18 protein-coding genes are annotated in these 22582 nt (G+C 36.6%); 9 read left to right on the forward strand and 9 right to left on the reverse strand.

Annotation, left to right across the window (positions count from 1 at the left end; genetic code table 11):
• Positions 1–5: 5 nt before the first annotated feature.
• From ACZZZA_RS08370 to ACZZZA_RS08390, 5 genes are all read right to left on the reverse strand, one after another.
• On the reverse strand, positions 6–1031 hold the full coding sequence (locus ACZZZA_RS08370; RefSeq protein ID WP_463430861.1) for a pectate lyase: 1026 nt from the start codon (positions 1029–1031) through the stop codon (positions 6–8).
• Between the two features lie 157 nt (positions 1032–1188).
• On the reverse strand, positions 1189–1425 hold the full coding sequence (locus ACZZZA_RS08375; RefSeq protein ID WP_463430863.1) for a hypothetical protein: 237 nt from the start codon (positions 1423–1425) through the stop codon (positions 1189–1191).
• Positions 1426–1453: 28 nt separating this feature from the next.
• Entirely contained in the window at positions 1454–2479 is a 1026-nt protein-coding gene (locus tag ACZZZA_RS08380) for a pectinesterase family protein (RefSeq protein WP_463430865.1), read from the reverse strand.
• An 85-nt stretch (positions 2480–2564) separates the two neighbouring features.
• Positions 2565–4403 carry a RagB/SusD family nutrient uptake outer membrane protein gene (locus ACZZZA_RS08385; protein WP_463430867.1) on the reverse strand — a complete coding sequence of 613 codons (1839 nt, stop codon included), beginning with the start codon at positions 4401–4403 and terminating at the stop codon, positions 2565–2567.
• 10 nt (positions 4404–4413) lie between these two features.
• The gene (locus ACZZZA_RS08390) at positions 4414–7422 is read right to left on the reverse strand and encodes a SusC/RagA family TonB-linked outer membrane protein (RefSeq protein WP_463430869.1); all 3009 of its coding nucleotides are present in this window, start codon (positions 7420–7422) and stop codon (positions 4414–4416) included.
• 860 nt (positions 7423–8282) lie between these two features.
• Here ACZZZA_RS08390 and kduI point away from each other — a divergent pair.
• From kduI to ACZZZA_RS08430, 8 genes are all read left to right on the forward strand, one after another.
• On the forward strand, positions 8283–9119 hold the full coding sequence (gene kduI, locus ACZZZA_RS08395) for a 5-dehydro-4-deoxy-D-glucuronate isomerase (RefSeq protein WP_463430871.1): 837 nt from the start codon (positions 8283–8285) through the stop codon (positions 9117–9119).
• Positions 9120–9129: 10 nt separating this feature from the next.
• On the forward strand, positions 9130–9912 hold the full coding sequence (locus ACZZZA_RS08400) for a gluconate 5-dehydrogenase (protein WP_463430873.1): 783 nt from the start codon (positions 9130–9132) through the stop codon (positions 9910–9912).
• An 18-nt stretch (positions 9913–9930) separates the two neighbouring features.
• On the forward strand, positions 9931–11328 hold the full coding sequence (gene uxaC / locus ACZZZA_RS08405; RefSeq protein ID WP_463430875.1) for a glucuronate isomerase: 1398 nt from the start codon (positions 9931–9933) through the stop codon (positions 11326–11328).
• Between the two features lie 208 nt (positions 11329–11536).
• Positions 11537–12544 (forward strand): sugar kinase, encoded by a 1008-nt coding sequence (locus tag ACZZZA_RS08410; RefSeq protein ID WP_463430877.1) that lies wholly within the window; start codon positions 11537–11539, stop codon positions 12542–12544.
• Positions 12545–12763: 219 nt separating this feature from the next.
• On the forward strand, positions 12764–13423 hold the full coding sequence (locus tag ACZZZA_RS08415; RefSeq protein WP_463430879.1) for a beta/alpha barrel domain-containing protein: 660 nt from the start codon (positions 12764–12766) through the stop codon (positions 13421–13423).
• 11 nt (positions 13424–13434) lie between these two features.
• Positions 13435–14964, forward strand: a complete 1530-nt coding sequence (locus tag ACZZZA_RS08420; RefSeq protein WP_463430881.1) for an MFS transporter — start codon at positions 13435–13437, stop codon at positions 14962–14964.
• A gap of 270 nt (positions 14965–15234) precedes the next feature.
• Positions 15235–16698: a tagaturonate reductase gene (locus ACZZZA_RS08425; RefSeq protein ID WP_463430883.1), complete on the forward strand. Its 1464-nt coding sequence runs from the start codon at positions 15235–15237 to the stop codon at positions 16696–16698.
• Between the two features lie 7 nt (positions 16699–16705).
• The gene (locus ACZZZA_RS08430; RefSeq protein WP_463430885.1) at positions 16706–18319 is read left to right on the forward strand and encodes a UxaA family hydrolase; all 1614 of its coding nucleotides are present in this window, start codon (positions 16706–16708) and stop codon (positions 18317–18319) included.
• Positions 18320–18466: 147 nt separating this feature from the next.
• Here the strand turns inward: ACZZZA_RS08430 and ACZZZA_RS08435 are convergent, their stop codons facing one another.
• The 4 genes from ACZZZA_RS08435 to ACZZZA_RS08450 all read right to left on the reverse strand — a co-directional run bounded on the left by ACZZZA_RS08435 (position 18467) and on the right by ACZZZA_RS08450 (position 21778).
• Positions 18467–19447, reverse strand: a complete 981-nt coding sequence (locus ACZZZA_RS08435) for a hypothetical protein (protein WP_463430887.1) — start codon at positions 19445–19447, stop codon at positions 18467–18469.
• Positions 19448–19817: 370 nt separating this feature from the next.
• On the reverse strand, positions 19818–20372 hold the full coding sequence (locus ACZZZA_RS08440) for an REP-associated tyrosine transposase (RefSeq protein ID WP_463430889.1): 555 nt from the start codon (positions 20370–20372) through the stop codon (positions 19818–19820).
• A 228-nt stretch (positions 20373–20600) separates the two neighbouring features.
• Entirely contained in the window at positions 20601–20966 is a 366-nt protein-coding gene (locus ACZZZA_RS08445; protein ID WP_463430891.1) for a nuclear transport factor 2 family protein, read from the reverse strand.
• 20 nt (positions 20967–20986) lie between these two features.
• A complete protein-coding gene (locus ACZZZA_RS08450) occupies positions 20987–21778 on the reverse strand; it encodes an SDR family oxidoreductase (RefSeq protein ID WP_463430893.1) in 792 nt (263 codons plus the stop codon).
• A gap of 128 nt (positions 21779–21906) precedes the next feature.
• Here ACZZZA_RS08450 and ACZZZA_RS08455 point away from each other — a divergent pair, with 128 nt between their 5' ends.
• Entirely contained in the window at positions 21907–22293 is a 387-nt protein-coding gene (locus ACZZZA_RS08455; RefSeq protein WP_463430895.1) for a winged helix-turn-helix transcriptional regulator, read from the forward strand.
• Positions 22294–22582 lie beyond the last annotated feature (289 nt).

Raw genomic sequence — 22582 nt, forward strand, 5'->3', positions numbered from 1 at the left:
GAGTATCATTGATGATCGGTTATTTTTTTAACGAGGCTATTCATATACACCTCAATATTATCATAATTTTTATCTAAATCTTTTCCGTTGGTACTGGTAGTTTTCGGGTCAAGATTATTTTTGATTTCCCATTCATCGGGCATTCCGTCATTGTCTGAATCTAAAAGAATTTTTCCTGATTTCAAATCGGGAAATCCTCCTACATCTTCCTGCGAATCGATGATTCCGTTGTTGCTTCCGAGCGAACCTTGATGAGAAAAAGTTCCGTTTTTTACATTTTTTACAATTCTTGTATCTACAGCGTCTCTCACTAAACTCGCTCCGCCGATTTTTAATATTTTTTCGTAAGCTTCTTTTGGAGAATGTGTTCTAATATTATTCTGAATATCGTGTGGATGATTGATTTTGATAGAATTTTTATCTGAATCTGTTAGATTGTATGAAGTTTTCATTTGATTAAAAACGCCTAAATTCCAGTTGTCTTTTGTGACTTCCGGACTTCCTTCAACTACATTTCCGTTGATGTAATATTTCCCCCAGATATTGTAAACTTCAGTTTCAGGTTTTTCATTTTTATCGATAGCAACAATTCTTTTCTTGTTCATTGTAGCGGGACCGGGTTTGTAGTAATTGTTGATGAGGTTTACATTCATTCCTTCTCCACCATAGATGCTGTTGTGTCCCCAATTATAGATTACATTGTTTCTAAAATCCGTCAAATCAGTCAGTGCAAATTTACTTCCTGCATATTCTCCCAATCTCGGATTTCTGCTATCGTGATTGGCATACAGATTATGATGAAAAGATGCAGATTTACCACCAGCAATTCCGCCATATCCGTGAGCGCCTTTCTGATGGGCAGAATTTCTCAGACTTTCTGCAATCAAACACCATTGCAGCGTGGTGTTTTCATTAACGTACATTGAAACCGTTTCGTCTGTTGACCAACTCATTGAACAATGATCGACCATCAGATTTTTGATAAATCGTGCCCCAAAAGCATCACCTTCAAACTTTTTGTTGTCACCCATTCTGAATCTTATGTAACGGATGATGACATTATCTGCTGCTACAAAAGTTTCGTAATTGGCAACGGTAATTCCGTCTCCGGGAGCAGTTTGTCCGGCAATAGTAACGTTGCCTTCTTTTATTTTTAATGGAGATTCAAGAAAAATAGTTCCGGCAATTTTAAAAATGATATATCTCGGTTACTTCCTGGTTTAAGGCAAATCTTAAAGTTCCTTCAGATCCATCATCATTTATTTTGGTTACTATAAAAACTTTTCCGCCTCTTCCGCCTGTCGTATATCTCCCAAAACCTTCTGCACCCGGAAAACTTATAACCTTTTCCTGTGCGGAAAGGGTTGCCGAGAGACTTATTAGAATTCCTGCGTAAGAGATTATATTTTTAAGATTTAATTTCATTTAAAAAATTAGGTGAAGGTTATGGTTGTTATTTTAAACTTTCTTTAAAATTCCAATTATCATTTCCTTTTAAAATATTTTTTGCCTTATATTTCTTGCTTTGCTTTTTTGTTAATTGATGCGACCAGGAAACTCTTTTTGAAACATCAGCTCCAACTCCTTGAGATTTGTATTCTGCATAGAAAGTAGTCTGTTCAGCTTCTGGTTTTGACCAATTATGCCAACCTTCTTTTTTTATTGTGGAATCGATTGCACAGTTGATATAAACTGTTTTTGCAAATGGCCTCCAAGGTCTTCCCAAATATACGGAATTTGGTTCGGCATCACCTGTTAAAGTACAGTTAAAAAATACATAACCAAACTCATTTCCCTGTGGAGTAGATGCAGCGGTAATATAAGACGCATTTTTTTTAGAATAAATTGTGCAATTTTCAAAAACGGCAGTTCCAGCTCCGAAAATATAGTCGGTAGTTCCTTCGATATAGCAGTTTTTAAAATAATTTCGTGAAGTTTTGCTTTTATCAGGATTATCCTGAGTTCCTTTTGTATAAAGTGTATCCTGAAATCCTAAAAATCTACAGTTTTCAAAAGATATTTTGTCACCTGTTGTCAAAACTGCAACTGCCTGTCCAACGGGACCTGCATCGTTCTGAAAGGTGATATTTTTAGCTGAAAAATTATTTGAGAAAATAAAAATAGTTGACGAACCTGTTGTGCCGATGTTTTTACCTTCAGCATCCTGTTTTGAAGCGTGGTCGCCGTACACTAAAATGGTGCTTTCTGCATTTTCTCCCATTAAACTTATGGGGCTTTTTGTAGCAGATACTGTGATCTTTTCTCTGTAGGTTCCGGGTTTTACAATGATTTTTGTTCTTAGTGTTTTTCCATCTTGAACAGAATTTATTGCCTGCTGAATGTTAGTGAAATCACCTTTTCCGTCTTTCGAAACAATGATGGTTTTATCATCATCAACCTTGAAAGAAAGAATACTGATTACAACTGCTGATAACAGGGATAAAAATTTTATTTTTCTGTTAAAACTTGAAATCTTCATAGATTAAATTTCATTAGGAAAATACAGACTTTGCTCCAATGAAGGAGAAAGTCTGTATCAAAATTAATATGAATGTATCTTTGTTCTAATAACCGTAATCTTGTGTAAGATTGTAGTTAGAGTTGATAACGTCTAGTGCAATTGGCAGCAATTCTTTTTTATTTGGCTGAAAGAAATGTGCATAACTTTTTACAGGATCTCCACTGATGTATGGTTGTGTTACTGCAAGTCTCCAGTTAACCTTTGTATAACCCGAAGGGGTAGCAACTGATTGATTAGGGCTGTAGAAAATATCAGCTTTAGCAACGCCGCCGGTTGTATAAAAATCGATATCTAAAACGTTTTGCTGCGCGGTTTTTGAAGGAACATAGTTAACGATTGTAGACGCAGGTTTTTTATAGAAGATATATTCCGGAACGTTAGCATAAATACCCGTACCGTTCATGAATTGGGTAAGTTTTTGTCTTGTTTCGTTGATTTTAGTTTCCAGCAAGTTCCAACGGATCAGGTCGTACTTTCTAAGACCTTCTCCACCAAATTCCAGTGATCTTTCTTTTACAATATAATTGAAAAAACCTGTTTTGTCTGTAGGAATTGTTCCCACTTGTCCCAAATTACCGGCATAAGCTCTTTGTCTTACCGATAAAACGGCATTGATAGCTTCCTGAGAAGGACCGTTGTTTAATTCGTTATCAGCTTCAGCAAACATTAAAAGAATGTCAGCATATCTGAGTAAAGGCCAGTCAATTCCAAGATTTTGGGATGTTCCGCTAATACTTGTCCATGATTTTCTGAACTTTCCGTCATTCCAATTGACGGATGTTTGAAGATCTTCCTGTTTTGTAGTACTTACTCTGTAGATGGCAACGTTAACATCTCTTCTTAAATCGAATTTTGTAAATTCATAAAAATATACAGGTATTGCATTGATACCTCCTGAAGATTTCCAGTCTGTATCATCATGTCTCAACCCATTGTAATAACCAATTTTACTGTCAGTTCTGGAGTTTCCTCCGAAAGCTCCGATTGCATAAATCACTTCATTGGTAGCATCCTGTGTGTTGGTATGTAAATTTCTGAACATCCCTTCGTAACTTGGATTTAAACCATGTTGACCGGAAGTCATAATAGATTTACACTCATCGTAAGCAATCTGATAGTATTTTTGAGGATTTGAACCCTGCATCATTAGTTGAGGATTTCTTCTTAAAGAATATCCTGCACGGGCTAAAGCGATTCTTGCTCTTAAACCTTTTACCGCTCCCTTGGAAATTCTTTGTGCGGTAGTACCTGCTTCAGATTTCCATGGAACTAAGCTTTCTGCTTTCAGTAAATCGTCAAGCATCTTGTCGTATATAACATCTCTGTCTGTTTTTTGAAGATACAGCGAAGGAAGATCAGCAGAAGGTACATCCTGAAAAGGCACATCACCCCAATTTTTAATCAAATCATGATAGAAATGGGCTCTTAGCGTTAAAGCTTCCCCCAAATAACGATCCATTAGCTTTTTATCTGCTTCAGATCCTGTTTTGTAAACCGGTGAAATCGGAATGTTTTTAATAACAAGATTTGCTCTTTCAATCCCGGCATAGGTATCTAAGAACGGTCTGAGAAGTTCTGTATTTGTAGGAATTGCTCCGAAACAGCTGATACCTCTTCTGTCATTGGCATTGTAATCGCCTGAAGTTCTAAAGTCATCACCAGACTGTGTAAGGATAAGATTCATTCTTTGACCATAGGTATTATCTCCCATGGTACTGTTGTAAACACCGACTAATGCAGAAAATGTATCTGAAGCAGAGTCAAACTGTTGTTGTTCTGCTGTATTGGATAAACTTTCTACCTCAAGATAGTCACTGCAAGAGCTTAGAGTTAAAACTCCCGCAACAGAAAATAAAAGCTTTAGATATTTATATTTTTTCATAATATTAGGTTTAAAAAGTGATATCAATTCCTGATAAGATAAATCTGCTTCGTGGATATGCAGCATAATCTACACCAGGTGTTAAAGGGTTTCTTCTTGTATTTGCCTCAGGATCATATCCAGAATATCCTGTGATGGTAAATACGTTGTTCATCGTGAAATACATTCTGAAATTTGAAAGACCAAGCTGCTTGGTAAAGTCTTTTCCAAGTGAATAACCCAGTGTTAAGTTGTTTAATCTTAAGAAAGATCCGTCTTCAATACCGTACGAATGTAAGAAGTATGCTCCAGCTGGAGGTGTCCATCCTGTAGTATTTGCATTTAATGCTGCTAAAGCCGTAGGATCATTTACTTTAACACCGTTATCATCAAACCATCTCCATCTGTCTGCTACTTCTGCCAACATATTGTTGTCTCTGTATAGATACTGGGTAGAATATTCAAGTTTATTGGCATTGTATACTTTATTTCCGACAGAAAAATTAAACATTAAACTCATATCCCAGTTTTTGTAACGGAAAGTCTGATTAAATCCTCCATAGAATTTAGGTTGAGCATTTCCTAAATCAGTCATGTCATTGTTATCAATAGCACCGTCACCATTCAAATCCTGAAGTTTAAGATCTCCCGGCTGTATTGCTCTTGCTCCGTTTGCAGCAGAGGCAGCACTTGGGACACCTGCTTTCAATGTGTAAACTTGTGTTGCTGCATTATAATCAAAGTCGCTTAACTCATATCTTCCTGCTGTAACATAGCCCCAATAAGTACCTACCGGTTTGCCTACCTGTACCAAGAAGTCATTTAAATTATTCTGCCACCCAGAAGGATACAGATAATAATTGGCACTTGCAGATGCATTGTTTCCTAAGCTTTTGATTGTGTTTTCGTTAGATGATATATTGGCATCAATTTTCCAGGTGAAGTTTTCTTTGTCGATGATTGTACTTCCAACAGTGAATTCAATTCCTTTATTGGTAGTACTTCCAGAGTTTTGGTATTGAAACTCATATCCTGTGGTTTGAGGAATTTTAGCTAAAAGCAATAAATCTTTTGTATCGGTCTGATAATAATCAATATTACCATAAACTCTTCCATTAAATAAACCAAAGTCTAAACCGATATTTTTGGATGTTGCCGATTCCCATTTTACACCTTTATTAGCCAGAATATTTCCGGTAGTAGCACCGGGAGTTACATTGGTTCCGAAAGCATATCCGTAATCAGATGAGGTAGTAAAAAATGTATCATATAAGAAAGAACCGATTCTGTTGTTTCCGGATAAACCGTATCCTGCACGAAGCTTTAACTCACTGATTGTTCTACTGTCCTTTAAGAAATTTTCTTCAGCGATTTTCCATGCTACAGAAGCAGCAGGAAAGTATCCCCATTTGTTTCCTGGTCCGAATACACTGGAGCCGTCTGCTCTCATCGAAGCGGTAAAGATATATTTGTTATTATAAATGTAGTTGGCTCTACCAAAAAAGGACGCTAATCGATCAGGTACTCTTCCTGCTCTTGGAGCATCCTGTACCAATCCCGATGGAGGTGAAGCAGACTGAATGTTGGCAAATGCCTCTTCAGCACTTATCGATTTTGGAAACCATTTGATATTCATTGTCAATGATTCTCCATCTGTTTTTACAATTTCCTGTCCTGCTAATAAGTCCAGCTTATGCTTTCCAAATGTCTTTTTAAAATTTATAGTATTGGTATTCGTAATTCTTCTTGTTTGAGCTTTACTTAGGAAAACAACAGGTTGATCATTGTTTTGTCTTGCAAGGCTTGTGATCGTCCCGGAAAACTGATTAACAGACTCATCTCTCTGCACATAACCAATAACACTTCTGAAGGTGAAATTTTTGTTGAATTTATATTCTATCGTTCCATTAAGCAACAAGTCATTTCTGCTGTTTTCTCTAACTTCGTTATTAGCTAATAACACTGGATTAACAAGATTTGTCTGATCTGCAAATAATGGGTCAAACTCATCCACGTTTACGGTAGAACCTCCCTCAAATGGCTGATATCTTACAGCATTTCTTAGTCTGTTAGAACTTTGAGAGCCTGTAGATGACGTTCCTGCACCATAAATTGTCTGTCTGCTGTATCTGGTATTCAGACCGATACTTAATTTCTTTGAAATGTCATAGTCATATTTAAAATTAGCCATGTTTCTTTTGAAACCGGAACCAATCATAATACCATCTTCCTGTACATTATTGAGAGTTAATGAGAAAGCAGAATTCTCAGATCCACCCGTAACTCCTACATTATGAGTAAAGTTAAAAGCTTCTCTGCCGAAAACTTCATCCTGCCAGTCTCTTTTTTTGATGTCTTTATATTTCCCCAGTTGGTCGTACGTACCGTATCTTGTCTTAAAAGCATCAATATCTGTCTGCACGCCAGCTTTGTTGTACAATTCGTATTGATAAAGAACATACTGGTAAGGATCCAATACATCAATCGTATTTTGTATTTTTCTTACTCCCAAAAATCCGTTATAATTAATCGATGTTTTTGCTTTTTTACGACCTCCTTTTGTTGTAATCAAAACTACTCCGTTAGCTCCTCGTGCTCCATAGATATTGGTGGATGATGCGTCTTTCAGAACTTCAATAGATTCAATTTCTTTTGGGGATAAAATAGATAAGGCGTTATCCATCTGCACTCCGTCTACGATATAGAGAGGTGCATTACTGCCCGTAATGGAGTTACCACCCCTTATTACGATATCAACATCAGCACCCGGTGAGCCTTCACTTAGCGAAACCCGTACTCCGGCCAATCTTCCCTGTATTGCTTCTGCTGCGTTGTTTGATGGCATATCTTTAATAGCTTCGGCTTTTACAGATGATACCGCATTGGTTACATCTTTTTTAGAAACCTTAGTGTAACCAACTAAAACAACTTCGTCAATGTTGGTTTCTTTTTCTTTATCCTTCTCCTGCGCAAAGCCAAGTACCGGAAGTAAAAAAACAGTTAAATATAACCACTTTATTGAATGTACTTTCTTATTCATTATTATATCCTTATATAGTTTAATGTGGGTTGGAAAGGTTATCTTTCCAATTAGTTTTTGTGGATTTTTAAGTACTTCTGTCTGTTTTTATGTTTTACGCTATTCTTGTGCAATCGATTGCGTAATTTTTACAACAGATAATTATCTGTGGCTTCTAAACTAATATTATTTTCCAATACACAAAGCATAAAATATTATTTTTTTATGAATTGAAAGTGTCTAATTTGTTAAAATTATTAAATTATTAAGGTGTAATTTTTATTAAACAATTGATTTTTAATATTTTATGAATTTTGTTTGTATGTGTTTGAATGATAAAAAAAATTAAAAAATGAATCATTTTTCACATATAAATCCAACATTTTTAATTAAAAAATGAGATTTTTTGTACAAAAAAATTCCCGAAACAGACACTCAGGGATGGTTTATTGAAAAATTATGTGATTTTTATCAGTTTTCAAGAGTAGAATAAAATGTGTATTTTCTAATTGTTGCCAAATTGCCATAATTTAACATTCTTGTTTTATTTTTTTTGAAATATCATTATATATATTATATAACAGCAATCAGAATCGTTTTTTGTGGCATGATTTTTATTTCTTTAAGCTTTACTACTCAATTTCGTTAAAAATTCGAGCTGTACATTCTTAAAACTTCCTGAAAATTTTTAAAATATTAATTTTATTGACTTGAAAATCAGTTTAATAAAAATTTAAATGAATTTTTTGTTAACGGAATACATATTATCTATATATTTATCGACAAGTATTTCTGTACAATTCAGTGTAATTTAATGCAATCGATTACACAATGTTTAAAAGGTTTTTTAGAAACCATAATTTAAGTTTAAAATCTAGAGTATGACAAAATCAGAATTTCGATACGCCCATCATCCTGAAGATGTAAAAAAATATACAACTGAAGACTTGAGAAGGGAGTTTCTTATCAATGATTTATTTAATGAAGATCAAATCAATGTAGTGTATTCTATGTACGACAGAATGATCGTAGGGGGTGCAATGCCTGTAACAAGTGCGTTGAAACTGGAACCTACTGATGATCTGAAGGCAGAAAACTTCTTAGACAGAAGAGAATTGGGAATCATCAACGTTGGCGCTGCCGGAAAGGTAACCGTTGACGGAGAAGTTTTCGAACTTGGAAATAAAGAAGCTTTATACATCGGAAAAGGGGCAAAAGAGGTTGTTTTTGAAAACGGAAATGAAGGTCAGACTTTATTCTATTTCAATTCTGCACCTGCGCATCACACTTTCCCTACAAAGAAAATTACTAAAAGTGAGGCCGAAATCGTAGAATTAGGTGAAACAAAATACGCCAACAGACGTACCATTAACAAACTGATCGTCAACAGCGTTTTGGAAACCTGTCAGCTACAAATGGGAATGACCGAGCTGCACGAAGGAAGTGTTTGGAACACGATGCCTTCTCACACACATACCCGAAGAATGGAAGCTTATTTTTATTTTGATCTTGAAGAAGGACAAGCGTTAAGTCATTTTCTTGGACAGCCGAATGAAACCCGTCATATCTTTATGAAAAACAATGAAGCTGTCTTGTCTCCGGAATGGTCTATTCACTCAGGAGTTGGTACTTCCAACTACACTTTTATCTGGGGAATGGCAGGAGAAAATATGGATTATGGCGACATGGACGCTGTTAAAACTAACGAATTAAAGTAATTTTTTCTACATGAATTTATTCGATTTATCCGGAAAAGTAGCTGTTGTAACAGGCGGTACTCACGGATTAGGAATGGCAATGGCTGAAGGTCTTGCCTCTGCAGGTGCTGAATTGGCAATCACAAGTACGACTCCTTCAAAATTAGAAGAAGCATTAGAATATTATCGCAGTAAAGGATATAATGCTACAGGTTATCTTTTTGATGTGACAGACGAGCGTGAAGCCGCTCAGAAAGTAGCATTAATGCTTGCAACGCATGGAAAAATAGACATCTTGGTTAATAATGCAGGAATCATCAAACGTGTTCCGGCTATTGAGATGGAGGTGGAAGACTTTAGAAAAGTAATCGATGTAGATCTTACCGGTTCTTTCATCATGTCTCAACTGGTTGGGAAACACATGATCAAAAGACAATCCGGTAAAATCATCAATATTTGCTCTATGATGAGTGAGCTTGGCCGTGACAATGTAGTAGCGTATGCTTCTGCAAAAGGCGGACTTAAAATGCTGACTAAAAATTTAGCAACAGAATGGGCAAAACACAATATTCAGGTAAACGGTATTGGCCCGGGATATTTTGCGACAACCCAAACAGAACCAATCAGAGTAGACGGGCATCCGTTTAACGATTTTATCATCAGCAGAACTCCGGAAGGCAGATGGGGAAATCCCGAAGATCTTGCAGGTACAGCTATTTTCTTAGCTTCAGATGCAAGCAGATTTATCAACGGACACATTATTTATGTGGATGGAGGTATTTTGGCGACCATCGGGAAACCTGCTAATGAATAACACAAGAATTTTACAGAAATGAAATCTTTTATTACAGATAACTTTTTATTACAAAATAAATACGCAGAAGAACTATACTTCAATTTTGCAGAAAAGCAGCCGATCATCGATTATCATAATCATTTGATTCCAAAAGATATCGCTGAAGATACGGTTTTCGAAAATATTTCTAAAGTTTGGATTGCGGGCGATCATTACAAATGGCGTGCAATGCGTACGATGGGAGTGAACGAAAAATTCATCACTGGCGATGCTTCAGACAAAGAAAAATTCGAAGCCTGGGCCAAAACGGTTCCTTACACGTTGAGAAATCCTTTGTACCACTGGACGCATTTAGAATTAAAGCGTTATTTCGGTATTGATGAATTATTAAACGAAAAAAACGCTTCAGATATTTACGACAACATCACATCACAGCTTCAGACTCCTGAAAAGTCGACAAGAGGTTTGCTGAAAATGATGAACGTAGAATCTTTATGTACAACAGAAGATCCGATTGATGTTTTAAACTACCATCAGGATTTGGCGAAAAGTGATTTCAGTATTAAAGTAAGTACAGCTTTCCGTCCTGATAAGGCAATTTTAATTGAAAATCACAACTTCGCAGATTATATTTCTAAATTAGGCGAATCAGCAGGAATTGAGATCAATTCTTACCAGACTTTGTGCGATGCTTTACTAAAAAGAGTAGAGTATTTCCATGAAAACGGATGCAGACTGTGCGACCACGGACTGAACAATATTTCGTTCGAGGAAGCTTCCGAAGAAGAAGTAAGCGCCATTTTCAATGATAAAATTTCAGGAAAAGTAATTGCTGAAAAGCAGGTCAATCAGTTCAAAACTGCCATTTTATTATTCTTAGGCGAGACATATCATCAATTTGGATGGGTTCAGCAGTTCCACTTGGGAGCTTTGAGAAACAACAACGAAAGAATGCACAGAATTTTGGGTCCGGATACAGGATGGGATTCTATCGGTGACTTCGTACAGGCTGAAACTTTGTCTAAATTATTAAACGCTTTAGACGGAAAAGATAAATTAACCAAAACAATTCTATATAACTTAAATCCTGCCGACAACGAAATTTTCGCTACAATGATCGGGAATTTCAATGACGGAAGTATCAAAGGAAAGGTGCAGTTCGGTTCAGGATGGTGGTTTTTGGATCAAAAAGATGGAATGATTAAGCAGATGAATGCCCTTTCAAATATGGGATTAATCAGCTGTTTCGTTGGAATGTTGACAGATTCCAGAAGTTTCTTATCTTATCCGAGACACGAATACTTCAGAAGAGTATTGTGTAATCTTTTCGGAGAAGAAATGAAAAACGGCGAATTACCTGATGATATGGCACTCATTGGAAAAACCATTTCCGACATTTGTTATCATAATGCTAAAAATTATTTCGATTTTTAAATAATTAAAATAGGAACTCGCGAAATGCCTCGACAAGCTCAGCATGACAGCGTTGAAATGAACAGTTGGTATTAGGAATGTCACACTGAGCTTGTCGAAGTGTTTTATGTCTTAAAAAATATTAAACTTAAAAAACCTTTGTGCTTTTGTGATTCCAAAAAGAAATGTCAAAATTAAAAATAGAATAAAGTCTATTTAAATTAAGAAAATGAATAATAAAATAGTCACTTTCGGTGAAGTAATCATGAGGCTTTCACCTCCCGGAAACAAAACAATGAAACAGAGTCACGAAATGGAATTCTTTTTCGGCGGAACTGAGCTCAACGTAGCTTCTTCATTGGCGACAATGGGTTGCGATGTGACGCACATCAGCAATGTTTCTGACGATTTTGTGGGAGAATCTGCATTGTCTTTCATCAAAAGTTTTGGGATTGATACGACTTTCATTCATAAAAATGAACATCCTTTAGGGTTATATTTCCTCGAAGTAGGTGCATCCGTCCGTGCAAGCAGAATTGCTTACAACAGACTGAACGGTTCTTTTGCCAACATTAAACCCGAACAGATAGACTGGAAAAAAGCTCTGGAAGGTTGTCAATATTTCCACTGGACAGGCATCAGTCCGGGAATTTCTGAGGGTGCTTACAAAACTTTGAAAGAAGGTTTACTGACAGCCCGTGAAATGGGAATTGAAGTGACAACAGATCCTGCATACCGTTCCAACCTTTGGAAATATGGCAAAAAAGGAAATGAAGTTTTAAAAGAATTGGTTTCTTATTCAACGATTTTCATCGGTGGGGTAAATGAGATTAATGAAATTTTGGGAACTCAGTTTTCATCAGATCAGCATGGTTTCATGGAAGCTTGTGAAGAATTAAAAAAACAATGTCCTTCTATTCATAAAATTTTCGATAAAATAAGAATCGGGGTTACAGCGAGTTCTCAGCAAACGCAGGGAAGAGCTTTGGTTGAAGGAAAGTATTTTGAAACTAAATTTTTAGAAATAGACAATGTTGTCGACAGGATCGGAACAGGTGATGCGTTTGCAGCAGGTTTGATTTATGGTTTATTAAATTTCGATGACGAAAAAGCTTTAAATTTTGCCAATGCAGCCTGTGCAATAAAGCACACCATTTTAGGGGATATCAATTATTGCAGCGCTGAAGATATTGAAGAAGTAATGAACGGAAATTCCGGAGGGCGCATCAAAAGATAGTTTTTGCTGTTAGCTTTTGGTAATTGGCTCATTGCTTAAACAAAACATTGCGGACTTCGCTGAGTCAAACGCCTTTGTGAACTTAAAAATATACATCAAGTTTTAAAAAGAAAATCTTTGCGCCCTTTGCGATAAAAAAAGGAAGTGTTGAAGTTACAGCATACCAAAGGATGGATAAAACTCCATCAAAGATTATTTTAACAAAATAATTCAACAAAAATGACAAAAATTCAATTGGTTACAAACACCATCATCAATCAGGGAGCTTTGCCTCTTTATTACAATGCTGATGAGACGGTAACTTTAGAAATATTGAGATCGCTTTACAAAGCCGGGATCCGTGCGGTAGAATATACAAGCCGTGGAGAAGCTGCGTTGAGTAATTTCACAAAAATGGTAGAAGTTCGTAATGCCGAAATGCCTGAAATGCTTCTCGGAATCGGGACCATCAAAAATGTAAAACAAGCTGAAGAATATTACAAAGCAAGTGCAGATTTCTTTATCAGTCCGGGTTTTGTGGCAGAAGTTGCAGCATTTTTAATTCCAAAAGACTTATTGTACTGTCCGGGTTGTATGACTCCTACAGAAATTATCGCTGCTGAAACCGCAGGCGTAACTTTTATTAAATTATTCCCCGGTAATGCTTTGGGACCGGGATTTATGAGTGCCATTAAAGATGTTTTCCCGAATCTGAAATTTATGCCGACAGGAGGTGTTGATACCACCAAAGAAAGCATTGACAGCTGGTTCAAAGCAGGAGTTTCTGCAGTAGGAATGGGAAGCAAGTTGGTAAGCAAAGAATTGATGCTTGCAAAAGACTATGCGACAATAGAAAGTGAAACCAAAAAAGTGCTGGATATTATTCAGACTTTAAAATAAATAAATTGACTATGAGTTCAGTTAAATCTCTTAAGCCGACACAATACAGATGGACGATCTGTCTGCTGTTATTTCTTGCCACCACAATCAATTATCTGGACCGTCAGGTTTTATCTTTGACGTGGAAAGACTTCATCGCACCAGAATTTCACTGGAATAACAACGATTACGGAAACATCACCGCATTATTTTCTATTTTTTATGCAGTGGGAATGTTATTCGCAGGAAAATTTGTTGACTGGATGGATACCAAAAAAGGTTTCCTTTGGGCAATCGGAGTTTGGTCTGTGGGTGCAGTTTTACATGCGTTTTGTGGAATCGCAACTTCAGGAATCCTTACCGGAGAATGGGCAGCCGGTTTTCATGGTTCTAAAGAATTAATCGGTACGGTTTCCAACACATCTGCAATCATCAGTACGAGTGTAACTTTATTTGTTTTTGCGCGTTTCGTACTGGCAATTGGTGAAGCAGGAAATTTTCCGGCGGCGATCAAAACAACTGCAGAATACTTCCCTAAAAAAGACAGAGCATTTTCTACGAGTATATGGAATGCAGGAGCAACAGTCGGAGCTTTGGCTGCGCCGCTTACGATTCCGTTTATTGCAAGATCAATGGGCTGGGAATGGGCATTTATCATTATTGGTGCTTTAGGATTTGTCTGGATGGGACTTTGGGTATTTGTTTACAAAAAGCCGCATTTGCATAAGAGAGTCAATGGAGAAGAATTAACATATATCAACCAGGATCAGGATGATCTTCCCAACGAAGATACTTCAGTTCCTGAAAAAGTTTTTACGTTCAAAGAATGTTTCAGCTACAGACAGACTTGGGCTTTTGCTTTCGGTAAGTTTATGACAGACGGCGTTTGGTGGTTCTTTTTATTCTGGACTCCGGCTTATTTAAGTTCAGTCTACGGAATGGATTCCACAGAAAGTGCATTGCCGTTATTTGTATTATACATGATTACTTTATTGTCAATTATTGGTGGATGGCTTCCAAAATATTTTGTTGAAAAGAAAGGAATGAACGCTTATAACGGAAGAATGAAAGCGATGTTGATTTTCGCATTTTTCCCTTTGTTAGCACTTTTAGCACAACCTTTAGGAAAAGCAACGTATTGGATTCCGGTTTTAATTATCGGGATTGCAGGAGCGGCTCATCAGGCTTGGTCGGCAAATATTTTCTCAACAGTAGGCGACATGTTCCCTAAAAAAGCCATTGCAACCATCACAGGAATTGGCGGAATGGCTGGAGGAATCGGTTCTTTTATCATTAATAAATCTTCCGGAGTTTTATTTGACCACGCTCACAAAGCCTGGTCGACCGTTGATGGAGTTCCTTTGCTGGAAAAATATCCTCAGTATATCAATGACCGTTTACCGGATGATTTTTTCAAACAATTAGAAAAATCAGGAGCAGTAGTTTCAGATGGTATCGACAAAGGATACATGATTATTTTCTCAATCTGTGCAGTCGCTTATTTGATTGCATGGGTAGTAATGAAAACATTGGTTCCAAAATATAAAGTGATCAGTAAATAAATTTAAGATTTAAAAAACTAAAATTTTCAAAGCATTTTTCTTTTCCCCAAACCCTAAAGGGCGGAAAATGCCTTGAAAATTTCATCAAATTAACTCACTTTAGGGTCGGGGTAAATTAATTTTGATGAATTTTAAGCAGACTCTTAACAGTCCAAATAAAAACATGGAGTTCTTCGCTAAGTAGAACGCCTTTGCGAACTTAAAAATATACAGCATTTTGTCCAAAAAAATCTTTGCGGACTTTGCGTTAAAAAAATCATCAACAAGAAGATGGAAAATCAGACAAAACAACAGTTAAACCGTCAAAACAGCGGATTAGATACAAAACTACCAGTCAAAATCGTACAGTTCGGCGGAGGAAACTTCATGCGAGGATTTACAGATTATGTGATAGATAAACTTAATAAAGAAGCAGATTTCAACGCAGGAATTGTCAACGTACAGCCTACGCCAAACGGTTCAGTTCACAAACTTGAAGAACAGGGGAATTTGTATACTTTATTTTCAAGAGGAATTAAAAAAGGTGAAATCATCGATGAAAAATATGTGATATCGGCGATTCAGAAGTCAGTAAATCCTTACACAGATTACAACAGTTTCTTAGAATTAGCAAAAGAAGAAGAACTTGAATTTGTTTTTTCAAATACTACCGAAACCGGAATTGCTTACGACGAAGCTGAAAATACTTACGAAGGTCCGCACAAAAATTTCCCGGCGAAAGTGGCGGTTTTACTTTATGAAAGATTCAGACATTTCAATGGAGCGACCGATAAAGGTTTGAGAATTATCCCTTGCGAACTGATTGAAGATAATGCTTTTGTTTTAAAAAATATTATTTTAAAATATGCCCAACTTTGGAATTTAGACGAAGATTTTGCGCAATGGATTGAACAAAGCAATCACTTCCACAATACATTGGTAGACAGAATTGTCCCGGGTTATCCGAAAGATGATGCGGCAACTTATGAAGACCAGCTGGATTATGAAGATCCGATGATGGTGGTTTCTGAAACGTTCCTTTTATGGGTGATTCAGGGAGGTGAAGATTTAAAACAGAGAATTCCTTTCGATCAGATCAATGAACAGATCTTGGTGGTGGATGATATTCAGCCATACCGTTTAAGAAAAGTAAGAATTCTGAATGGCGGACATACATTGATGTTAGCTCCGGCAATTTTAGCAGGAAAAGAAATCGTAAAAGAAGCGATTGATGACCAGTTTATCGGAACTTTTTTAAATGAAACAATTTTTAACGAAGTCAACCAGACTTTAGGTTTAGATGAAACTGAATTGAAAGAATTTTCCGAAGAAGTTTTCGACAGATTCAGAAATCCGTTCATCAAGCATCATTTGGCAAGCATCGCTTTATATTTTGTATCTAAATTTAAAGTGAGAGTCATTCCGAGTTTACTGACGTATGTTGAAAGAAATAACAAACTTCCGTTAAATTTAACGTTCTCTCTGGCAAGTTTAATCAGATTCTATCAGGGAAGTTTTGGTGAAAAATCTCTTCCTTTGAATGATGAAGAAGCCATCGTGAACAGATTCAAAGAAATCTGGAAAAACGAAGATTATGAAGTCATTTCAGAACAGGCATTGAGCGAAAAATTGTTCTGGGATACCGACCTTACTCAGGTTGAAGGTCTGAAAGCCGCAGTGGCAAAAGCATTGTACGAAATCGACCACAATGATATGGAAACTGCCTACAAAAATTTTATTCAATTTTATTCTTAAAAAAATCATGCAAAAGAAAGTACTGAAAGTAAATCCCAAAGACAACGTTATTGTAGCGTTGATGGATTTGCCTGCCGGAGAATCGGTACATTTAGACGGTACAGATTATACGATTCTTAAAGATATTAAAGCAAAACATAAATTCGCTGCTGTAAATTTTGAGGATGGCGACCATATTTTGATGTATGGTGTAATCGTTGGAAAAGCCAACCAATCTATCAGACAGGGCGAAGTGATTACGACTGAAAACGTAAAGCACCAAAGTGCAAAAGTGGTCGGGAAAACCGGAACTTTGGGATGGACTCCACCCAATGTTGACAAATGGAAAGACCGTACTTTTATGGGTTACCACCGTGAAGACGGACAGGTGGGTACAGAAAACATCTGGCTGTTTTTCCCATTAGTATTCTGCGAAAACAAGAATATCGAAACACTGAAGGATATTTTTGAAAAAGAATTGCTTCACGATAAAGCCAGCAAGCATCAATTATTATTGCGTTCTTTATTGAACGGTGGTGCAACTGTTGAGGTGGAAGAAGAAGAACCGGATACAAGAATATTTAAAAATATTGATGCAAGATTCATCACGCACCAAGGCGGTTGTGGCGGGATTCGTCAGGATGCTGAAGCGTTGGGAAGACTGTTCGCAGGATACGTCAACAACCCGAATGTTGCGGGAGCTACCGTTCTCAGCTTAGGATGTCAGAATCTTCAGGTACAGATTTTTATGGATTCAATTCATGCATTGGCTCCGGATAACAAAAAACCGATTGTGGTTTACGAACAGCAAAAATCGGGAACCATCGATGAAATGCTGACCGGCGTTATCAAAGATTCTTATGAAGGCATTAAAAAAGCCAACGAAATAGAAAGAAAACCAGCCTCCATTACCAAACTGAACATTGGTTTAGAATGTGGTGGCTCAGACGGTTTCTCAGGAATTTCTGCGAACCCTGTTTTGGGAGAGGTTTCAGATATTATGGTGGCAGTTGGCGGAACAACCATGTTGGCCGAGTTCCCAGAATTGTGTGGAGTAGAGCAGGAGTTGGTGAACCGTTGCATCAATGATGAAGACGGTGTAAAGTTCCTGAAACTGATGAAAGATTTTGAAGCCTCTGTGGTTGCGGCAGGATCAGGATTTGATATGAATCCGTCTCCCGGAAATATTAAGGATGGCTTAATTACCGATGCCATGAAATCTGCAGGAGCCTCTAAAAAAGGCGGAGCAGCACCCATCGTGGAAGTTCTCGATTTTACAGAATACGCCACAAAACCAGGTCTGAATCTTCTGTGTACTCCCGGAAATGATGCCGAATGTACAACGGCTTTAGTCGGTTCAGGTGCTACAGTCGTACTTTTCACCACAGGTCTTGGAACTCCGATGGGAAATCCTATTACGCCGGTTGTGAAGATTTCTTCCAACACGGTTTTGGCAGAAAAGATGTCAGACATTATTGATTTCAATGCAGGTACCGTGATCAGCGGAGAAAAAACAATTCCCGAAGCCGCAGACGAACTTCTGGAACTCATCATCAACGTAGCCAGCGGCGCAGTAAAAACCAAGGCAGACGTTCTTAATCAGAATGATTTCATTCCATGGAGACGAGGAGTCTCTCTGTAATGGGTTAATTATATTAAATATTAGGGTTGAAAATGCTTCTTGCTTCGGTAGGGAGCATTTTCTTTTTGGGTAATAGTGCGGATTTGGAATTCGTGCCTATAATAATTATGATGAAAGTCACGGATTGCAAATCCGCAATATCTGGTTTTAGTGTTTAATTAATTCGAAGGTCGTATTGTCACTTATTAAAATCGTATCACCTCCAATATGAGATAATCCACCTCTAATCTCTCCACTATTATATTTTAGAACAATAGGATCTACGAAAGTATAAGATATAGAATTATAATTATCTGAGTATAATCCATCTTTACTTATAGGATATTTTTTAAACATTTCACTATTATATGATGGTTCTATAGCTTTTATCAAAGCTTTTTCTGCATCTAAAAAAACTCTTTCTTGGTCAGGATAATTGTGACCTAAAAAGCTATCAACCATATCTTCTATATTAGACATAGAATTAAAAGATTGTATTTGTAAATTATCTTGAAATTCAAAAGGTAAAATTACTATTTCATTTGCAGGTAGTTGTTTTTCAGTAACTGGAGTTTGTAATGAAAGTATATTTTGAAGTGTTGAATGGCCTGTCAGTCTTTTTAGAATACTCTGTTTAGTAGCTTTTCCAACATAATGTACATGATATGATAAATATGAATTCCAATCTCCTTCAATAGTACAATTAATTAAACCTTTCCACCAATTTTGCAATAGTTTTTCAGGAGAAAACCATACGATAAACTCTTTTTTATCATCTCTAATATTAACTAAAGAAAAACCATGAATGTTATTAAAAGGATTTTCTTTTTCTAAATTATCATTAAGATAATTTATGGCAATTTCAACTTTATCCTCTTCAATTAATCCAAATATTTCTTGGTCAAAAGGAAGTTCGCATTTTAAAATATTTGGGTTCCCTTGCTGATGTATTTCAAAATTTAATTTAAAGTCTTTATTATCAGGATATAAGTTTTCGAATGTTATTGCAGGCCTTTGAGCAATAACATATAAACTTGACTTTTCTAAAGCCCTTTCAATTAGTTTGTCATTCTTTACAACTGCGAATTCATAAGCCGTTAAAGGAGAATACGCTAATTCTAATTGATTTAATAGAATTTTTCTGTCCATAGTGGTTTAAAATTGAACATATTTGTTGAATAAAAGTATAGTGCCAATCAAAAAACAATCTAATTAAAAATAATTAAAATAAAAAATAAGTTAACCTGAAAAACAAAAAAACCTCCCATTCGATGTCGTGGATTTGCAATCCGTGACGACGACACACAAAAATCATCCCACACTAGAGCGTGCGTTCCGCTCGTGCCCATTTATTTCTCTGCGACATCGATGTTTTATTTGTAGTTTATTTTGTGATTTAAATCAATTGGATTATTTTCTTGCAAAATACTATTCTGTATTTCTTTAACCTTTATAGAAATATCCATTGTATTAACCCGATGTCGCGGATTTGCAATCCGTGACTACAACATACAAGAAGTCACCCCATAAAAACCACAAAAACATCTAAAGCATTATCTAAATCTGCATAATTTCTGGCACTGCTGAAATAGTAATGCTCGGGCTCTGTCACTATTTTCTGTTTTACGGGATTTTGATGAATATAATTTATCTTTTCCTTAATCCATTTATTTGAAAAAACTTCTTCAGCATGGTAGCCATCTTGCCAAACTTTAAACTTTTGTTCTCTAGACAAATGCTCACATGATTTTTGAAAATATTGTAGCATCCATTCTTTTCTGCTTTCAGGTTCAGATTGTAAAGTTTCAATTATTTTTTTTGAAGTAAATTTTTTAAAATCTCTCATGATTTCAGATACTGTGTATGTACCGTCTGCACGACAAAATAAATGCAGATGGTTTGACATCAGGCAGTAGGCAAAAATGGAAAGGCCTTTATGGGTTTGACAATATTTCAACGAATCTGTAATGACCATTTTTTGCGATAATCTTGTAAATATATCAACCCATCCTACAGTTGTAATTGTAATAAAGTAAGCTTGATCGATATCTAAAGCTTTGTATTTTGTAGACATCTGTGTTTTTATTTAAAAGTACAAAATTTTATTAATGAAAAGTCACGGATTGCAAATCCGCGACATCGTGTCTTATGCACCACAGTAATTCCTACCCCTCGAATTATTGTTTCATATTAAAAACAGCCAGAGCTGAAACTGGTAAATGTTTCAATAAGATTAAAGAAAAAAAGGGCTGAAATTTCACTTCAGCCCTGCGTATTAAACATTGGGTTTCATACAGAATTTTTACTCTGTCACTTTTAAGGACTGAATTTTTCCGTCATCAATTTTAAAATGAAATTTCAAAGTTAATGGACTGCCCGGAAATAATCCTGAAATTTTGGCCGATAATATATCTTCTTTTTCATCATAATCTACAGGCTCCATGGTGGCTTTATAGTCCTTGTTGGATTTGTCGATCCACTTTTCAATTTCTGCCTTTCCGTTATGTGTTTTGCCTTCATCAAATACCTGAGCATTTTCGGCGAAACAATCTGCATAAGCAGCACTGTCAAATTCATTTTGGGTCTTTACTAATTCTGAGATGATGTTTGGTAATTTACTCATTGGGTTAATGTTGTTTTTATTGTGTTCGTGAATCTTCGATTTCATTGTATTGTATTTTAAAATGATTAAATAGTAGGTACGGTACCACCGTCGATGACGTATTCGGTTCCTGTTAAATAGCTGGCTCTTGGAGATACAAGAAAACCAACAAATTCAGCGATCTCTCTCGGTTCGGCAGGTCTGCCAAAAGGAATTCCGCCCAATGCATCCATCACGCCCTGCTGCGCCTCTTTTACAGTGCTGTTTGCGTTTCTTGCAATCTCGCCCAACCATGCTTCAGACGCTGAGGTATTGATCCATCCTGGTGAAACTGCCAGAACACGAACACCTTTTGGAGTTACTTCATTCGACAGACTTTTACTGTAATTTCTCAATGCTGCTTTTGAAGCGGCGTAAGGCAGAGTAGAATCGTATAAAGGAAGCTTGCCCTGAATGGAAGCAATGTGGATAATAACACCACTTTTTCGCTCAATCATTTGGGGCAAAAATCCTCTGTCCAATCGTACCGGAGCAAATAAATTAGCATTGAACGTAGATTCCCAGTCTTCATCAGATAATGCGTTAAAGCCACCGGCAGGTGTTGTTGAAGACCCAAGATTGTTGATCAGAATATCCAGTCGGCCATACGCAGACATTATTTCGCTGATTACTTTCTGTGTTCCTTCCGAAGTACTCAAATCAGCAGCTATGAAATGCAGCCTGCTGTTTTCTTCTTCCGGTGCATTTCTTGCGGAAATGATTACTGTTGCACCGGCTTGCAATAGTCTTTCTGCAATAGCTTTTCCGGCTCCTTTTGTACCTCCTGTTACCAAAGCAATTTTGCCTGATAACTCATTGTTGAAATTAAATTGTTCCATTTTTATAATTTTTTTATAGGACAAAATTGGGGTATAAAAGCAGTTTATACAAGTACGGAATTACGATTCAGATAGGGATAAATTATTCCCCTATTGTGCAAATCGGAACATAGGTTTAATTTTGCAGTATGTATGAGAGAAAAATAATTCCGAACCTAAATTGCGGTCTTGATCTGATCGGCGAAGTGTTTTACGGCAAGTGGAAAATACGTCTGCTCTGGTTTATAGATCAGGGACATCAAAGACCGAGTGAATTGCAGCGCAAAATCCCTGATGCCACAAGACGAGTTTTGAATATTCAGTTAAAAGAACTGGAGGAGCATGAATTGATTACCAAGAAAATTTATCCTGTAGTGCCACCCAAAGTAGAATACAGTCTTACGGAATTAGGTAAAAGCGTTATTCCGGTAATTTTGCAGTTGGGAATTTGGGGCGACAACAACGAAACGCATTTACGTACGGTTATTTTAAAGCGCCTGAACGCAGAAAGCGAGTCGCTTCGCCTGGAAGAATGAAGAGTGAAAGTTGAGTAGTTATCATTTAAATAACGAATTAAAATGATTACCCACACAGGTGCGATCATCCCGCACCAGCAAAAAAAAATTCTACAATCCTGCGAAAACAAACCACCCCGTCAAAAATTCTTTCGAATTTTCGCCACCCCTCCATGGGAGGGGAATTTTTCATGGGTAGATTTTTGTTGAAAATTGTCTTACATTTTCTAATTTCAATTAAAGTCTTGTTTTTCTGATGCAGACTATAATTCTCCTTCCTTGGAGGGGTGGATTTTTCCGAAAGGAAAAA

This window comes from Chryseobacterium sp. AC405b (assembly GCF_979258685.1).

Coding starts and splice junctions, on each gene's coding strand:
- ACZZZA_RS08445 (WP_463430891.1), bottom strand. CDS start 20,966: ATGAAATCGAAGATTCACGAACACAATAAAAACAACATTAACCCAATG.
- ACZZZA_RS08375 (WP_463430863.1), bottom strand. CDS start 1,425: ATGAAATTAAATCTTAAAAATATAATCTCTTACGCAGGAATTCTAATA.
- ACZZZA_RS08450 (WP_463430893.1), bottom strand. CDS start 21,778: ATGGAACAATTTAATTTCAACAATGAGTTATCAGGCAAAATTGCTTTG.
- ACZZZA_RS08380 (WP_463430865.1), bottom strand. CDS start 2,479: ATGAAGATTTCAAGTTTTAACAGAAAAATAAAATTTTTATCCCTGTTA.
- ACZZZA_RS08410 (WP_463430877.1), top strand. CDS start 11,537: ATGAATAATAAAATAGTCACTTTCGGTGAAGTAATCATGAGGCTTTCA.
- ACZZZA_RS08385 (WP_463430867.1), bottom strand. CDS start 4,403: ATGAAAAAATATAAATATCTAAAGCTTTTATTTTCTGTTGCGGGAGTT.
- ACZZZA_RS08415 (WP_463430879.1), top strand. CDS start 12,764: ATGACAAAAATTCAATTGGTTACAAACACCATCATCAATCAGGGAGCT.
- ACZZZA_RS08370 (WP_463430861.1), bottom strand. CDS start 1,031: ATGGGTGACAACAAAAAGTTTGAAGGTGATGCTTTTGGGGCACGATTT.
- ACZZZA_RS08440 (WP_463430889.1), bottom strand. CDS start 20,372: ATGTCTACAAAATACAAAGCTTTAGATATCGATCAAGCTTACTTTATT.
- uxaC (WP_463430875.1), top strand. CDS start 9,931: ATGAAATCTTTTATTACAGATAACTTTTTATTACAAAATAAATACGCA.
- ACZZZA_RS08390 (WP_463430869.1), bottom strand. CDS start 7,422: ATGAATAAGAAAGTACATTCAATAAAGTGGTTATATTTAACTGTTTTT.
- ACZZZA_RS08425 (WP_463430883.1), top strand. CDS start 15,235: ATGGAAAATCAGACAAAACAACAGTTAAACCGTCAAAACAGCGGATTA.
- ACZZZA_RS08420 (WP_463430881.1), top strand. CDS start 13,435: ATGAGTTCAGTTAAATCTCTTAAGCCGACACAATACAGATGGACGATC.
- kduI (WP_463430871.1), top strand. CDS start 8,283: ATGACAAAATCAGAATTTCGATACGCCCATCATCCTGAAGATGTAAAA.
- ACZZZA_RS08435 (WP_463430887.1), bottom strand. CDS start 19,447: ATGGACAGAAAAATTCTATTAAATCAATTAGAATTAGCGTATTCTCCT.
- ACZZZA_RS08400 (WP_463430873.1), top strand. CDS start 9,130: ATGAATTTATTCGATTTATCCGGAAAAGTAGCTGTTGTAACAGGCGGT.
- ACZZZA_RS08455 (WP_463430895.1), top strand. CDS start 21,907: ATGTATGAGAGAAAAATAATTCCGAACCTAAATTGCGGTCTTGATCTG.
- ACZZZA_RS08430 (WP_463430885.1), top strand. CDS start 16,706: ATGCAAAAGAAAGTACTGAAAGTAAATCCCAAAGACAACGTTATTGTA.